This window comes from Nitrospirae bacterium CG2_30_53_67 (assembly GCA_001873285.1).
Taxonomy (GTDB): domain Bacteria; phylum CG2-30-53-67; class CG2-30-53-67; order CG2-30-53-67; family CG2-30-53-67; genus CG2-30-53-67.
Genome location: MNYV01000053.1, coordinates 1 through 3,657, shown reverse-complemented (window position 1 = coordinate 3,657; position 3,657 = coordinate 1). Strand labels below are relative to the sequence as shown.

Annotated in this window: 4 protein-coding genes and 1 pseudogene; 4 read left to right on the top strand and 1 reads right to left on the bottom strand. The window is 50.5% G+C overall.

What is annotated here, in order from left to right; genetic code table 11:
* Window positions 1–147: 147 nt before the first annotated feature.
* Both AUK29_03025 and AUK29_03020 read left to right on the top strand, forming a co-directional pair.
* Window positions 148–981: a phage antirepressor protein gene (locus AUK29_03025; GenBank protein OIP65255.1), complete on the top strand. Its 834-nt coding sequence runs from the start codon at window positions 148–150 to the stop codon at window positions 979–981.
* A gap of 23 nt (window positions 982–1,004) precedes the next feature.
* Window positions 1,005–1,349: pseudogene (locus AUK29_03020) on the top strand (hydroxyacid dehydrogenase).
* A gap of 418 nt (window positions 1,350–1,767) precedes the next feature.
* On the opposite strand, the gene AUK29_03015 reads toward AUK29_03020, so the two are convergent.
* Window positions 1,768–2,013, bottom strand: coding sequence for a prevent-host-death protein (locus AUK29_03015; protein ID OIP65254.1), 246 nt, complete (start codon window positions 2,011–2,013; stop codon window positions 1,768–1,770).
* Between the two features lie 76 nt (window positions 2,014–2,089).
* Here AUK29_03015 and AUK29_03010 point away from each other — a divergent pair, with 76 nt between their 5' ends.
* Window positions 2,090–3,124: a subtype I-C CRISPR-associated endonuclease Cas1 gene (locus AUK29_03010; protein OIP65253.1), complete on the top strand. Its 1,035-nt coding sequence runs from the start codon at window positions 2,090–2,092 to the stop codon at window positions 3,122–3,124.
* A gap of 14 nt (window positions 3,125–3,138) precedes the next feature.
* On the top strand, window positions 3,139–3,429 hold the full coding sequence (locus tag AUK29_03005) for a CRISPR-associated endonuclease Cas2 (GenBank protein ID OIP65252.1): 291 nt from the start codon (window positions 3,139–3,141) through the stop codon (window positions 3,427–3,429).
* Window positions 3,430–3,657 lie beyond the last annotated feature (228 nt).

Genomic DNA, 3,657 nt, shown 5'->3' with positions numbered 1-3,657 from the left:
GCGGCTTCCGCCGCCGGTGAACGACGGCAGGTGCGAAGATTGTTCTTTGAAGGATTCCTGCATGCCGGGGGCGATTGCCAATAAAGGAATGATAAAGAAGGCGGAGATGGAGTTGTTTATAATGCCTCATAGGACGGAGGAATAGGAATGGAAGAAAACATCGCGGTTTTCAAGGGAAAGGAAATCAGAAGAATATTGCATAACAATGAATGGTGGTTTTCTATCGTCGATGTATGCGGAGTCCTCGCCGAAAGCGCAGATGCGGGGGCATATTGGAGGAAGTTAAAACAAAGGCTTAAGAAAGAAGGAAGTGAAGTCGTGACATTTTGTCACGGGTTGAAGTTGCTTGCTCCAGACGGGAAACTGAGAGAAACGGATTGCGCTCATACGGAAGGTATCTTCCGCATCATCCAGTCCATCCCCTCCCCCAAGGCCGAGCCCTTCAAACGTTGGCTGGCCAAGGTGGGCTATGAACGGGTGCAGGAGATCGAAGACCCGGAACTCGGTTCGAAGAGGACGCGGGCGCTCTATAAGGCCAAGGGCTACTCCGACGACTGGATCGAGAAGCGGATGAGGGGTATCGCCATCAGGGAAGAGCTTACGGATGAATGGAAAAAGCGGGACGTGCGAGAGAAAAGGGAATATGAGATCCTCACCGCCGAGATCGCAAAGGCTGCATTCGGCATAACGCCGGGCAAGCACAAGAAGATCAAGGGGCTAAAGCGCCAGAACCTGCGGGACCACATGAACGATCTTGAATTGATCTTCTCGATGCTCGGCGAGGCGGCTACGACCGAGATTACGCGGGTTGATGATGCCAAGGGGTTTCACGAAAGTAAGCACGCTGCGCGCAAGGGCGGAGAAGTCGCCGGGAAGGCACGAAAAGACCTTGAACAAAAAACCGGGAAACGGGTTGTATCACGCGAGAATTATCTGACAACCCCGCAGAAACTGAAAAAGCTGAAGGGTGATGATATATGAAGAAAAAGAATCAAGATGACCCAATGAAAAGCGATTTGATTCTGTATCATACGGAGGACGGGAAAACCAGGATTGAAGTCCATCTTCAGGATGAAACAGTTTGGCTAAGTCAGAAGCTCATGGCTGAACTGTTTCAGAAAGATGTCAGGACAATTAATGAACACATTAAAAATATCTTTGAAGAGGGGGAGCTTGCACCTGAATCAGTTATCCGGAAATTCCGGATAACTGCCGCTGACGGCAAAAACTATGATACAGCTCACTACAATCTCGATGTGATTATTTCCGTGGGGTATCGGGTGAAATCCCACCGCGGCACACAGTTCCGTATCTGGGCGACCCAGCGGCTGCGGGAATACATCGTCAAGTTGAGTACAAGTCCGGTCGGCACAGGAATGGGTAGTTACCACTCGGCAGCGACGGGATACTTGGTGATGCGTGGATCGGGCGTGAGAATGACGAGTCCTCCGGCAATCGCCTGACAGATGAGGATTCGGTCGAAGGGATCTTTGTGATAATCGGGGAGTCGGGAAAGCTGCAATACGGCCGCTTCGTCCAGCGGCAATGAATCGATATCATGGCGGGTGCGCCACTTCTTGATGAATTCGTGGGGTGGCGTCGATAGCGGCAGTTTGCCCAGCTTGTGCTTGACGATGATCTCCCATGCGGAGGCAACGCTCAGGTAGACCTCATTGGCGGGATCAGAAAAGAGCCGACGGGCAGTGTCGGACAACTCGGGACCTCCCGACACGATCCAAAGAAACGTGCAGGTGTCCAGAAGGATGTTCACGATTCGGCACCGCCAAACATCGCGAGCATGTCCTCCGGCAACTCATCGAAGAACGAGGCAGGCACTGTGAATTTGCCTTTGGACAAGCCTATGGGACGCGGCCTATGCCGATGGGGAGCAAGGGGACGTATTTCAGCGACCGGCTGGTTCCGCCTGCACACGACGACGATTTCCCCATGCTCCACTTCTTCGAGGTAGTGTGAGAGATGGGTTTTTGCTTCATGAATATTGATCTTTTTCATGGTCAAATATTAAACCAAGTAGTTGACTAAGTCAAGGGAAAATTCTCTAAATTCTCTAAAGCAGAGGGCCATAAGCATGAAACAACTCCTGAATACGCTTTATGTCATGACACAAGGCGCCTACCTGAATCTGGATCATGAAACCCTGAAGGTGGAAGTGGAAGGCAATGTGCAGATGCAGGTGCCGCTCCATCATCTCGGGGCCATCGTGACCATGGGAAACGTGATGATGAGCCCGTTTCTTCTGGGACGCTGTGCTGACGACGGGAGAGCAGTCGTGATCCTGGACCGGAACGGCCAGTTCAAATGCCGAATGGTAGGCAAGACCACAGGAAACGTCCTGCTCAGACAGGCACAGTATGAGTTTGTCAGGGATAAAGAGAAGTCGATAGGGGTTGCCCGGAACATCGTGGCGGGAAAGGTTAGAAATTCCCGTGAGGTGCTTCTTCGCGGAGCCAGGGAAACCGAGAATCAGGAAGAGATCTCAGCTCTCAAGAAGGCTGCCGATATTCTCGCCGATGCGCTCTTTCGTCTGAAGGATACGCACGATATTGATGTGGTGCGGGGTTTTGAAGGTGAGTCGGCCAATGCCTATTTCGGTGTTTTTGACCGGATGGTGAAAGAGGACGCACGCAAAACGTTCAAGATGAATGGGCGAAACAGGAGGCCGCCGCTCGATCCGGTGAACGGCCTGTTGTCTTTTCTCTATACGCTTGTGCTGAACGATTGTATCTCTGCACTGGAGGGAGTGGGGCTTGATTCACAGATGGGTTTTCTCCATGCCCTCAGACCGGGAAGACCGTCATTGGGACTCGACTTGATGGAAGAGTTCCGTTCGCTGCTGGCAGACCGGCTGGCGCTTACTCTGATCAATCGCAAGCAGATTACGGCAAAGGACTTTGAAGTGCGGCCAGGCGGCGCAACCCTGTTGAACGACGAGGGACGAAAGACTGTCGTGGTGTCGTATCAAAAGAGGAAGCAGGATGAATTCAAACATCCTGTATTAAATGAGAAGGTTCCATTTGGCCTGCTCCCCCATGTTCAGGCACGACTTTTGGCAAGACACCTGAGAGGCGATCTGGAAGTCTATCCACCTTTCTTGTATTCATAGGGAGGAAATGATATATGTGGATCATCGTTGCTTATGATGTGTCAACGGATACGAAATCCGGACGCCGAAGGCTTCGCCGCGTGGCTCAGGCATGTAAGAACTACGGCCAGCGTGTTCAAAAATCGGTCTTTGAATGTCAGGTGGATGAGATGAAGTATGAGGATCTGCGAAAGAAACTCTTGGAAGAAATCAATAAGGAAGAGGATAATCTGCGTTTATATCGCCTGACAGAGCCAAGAGATGAACATGTAGAAGAGTATGGGACGGCAAAAACTATTTTCTTTGATGAACCTCTGATCATTTAGTGCGAACCTGACGCGCTATCGAAAAAGCCGTAAGATTCGTGGAAGATAAAAAATAGCTTTTATCAATATGTTAGGTGATAGTGCAGTGTTTGCATCGAGAATATTTAAGACCGATTTTATGATTTCGCAGAATATGTTTTTCAACATATTGAAATCAAAGCAAAAAGAGCAAGAACAGTAGCACCCGCCCACGTGGGCGGGTGAGGATTGAAACAGGTCAGGCGCAAT

Excerpts from the sequence above, each read along its gene's own strand:
- AUK29_03025 (OIP65255.1), top strand. The coding sequence starts at position 148 with ATGGAAGAAAACATCGCGGTTTTCAAGGGAAAGGAAATCAGAAGAATA.
- AUK29_03015 (OIP65254.1), bottom strand. The coding sequence starts at position 2,013 with ATGAAAAAGATCAATATTCATGAAGCAAAAACCCATCTCTCACACTAC.
- AUK29_03010 (OIP65253.1), top strand. The coding sequence starts at position 2,090 with ATGAAACAACTCCTGAATACGCTTTATGTCATGACACAAGGCGCCTAC.
- AUK29_03005 (OIP65252.1), top strand. The coding sequence starts at position 3,139 with ATGTGGATCATCGTTGCTTATGATGTGTCAACGGATACGAAATCCGGA.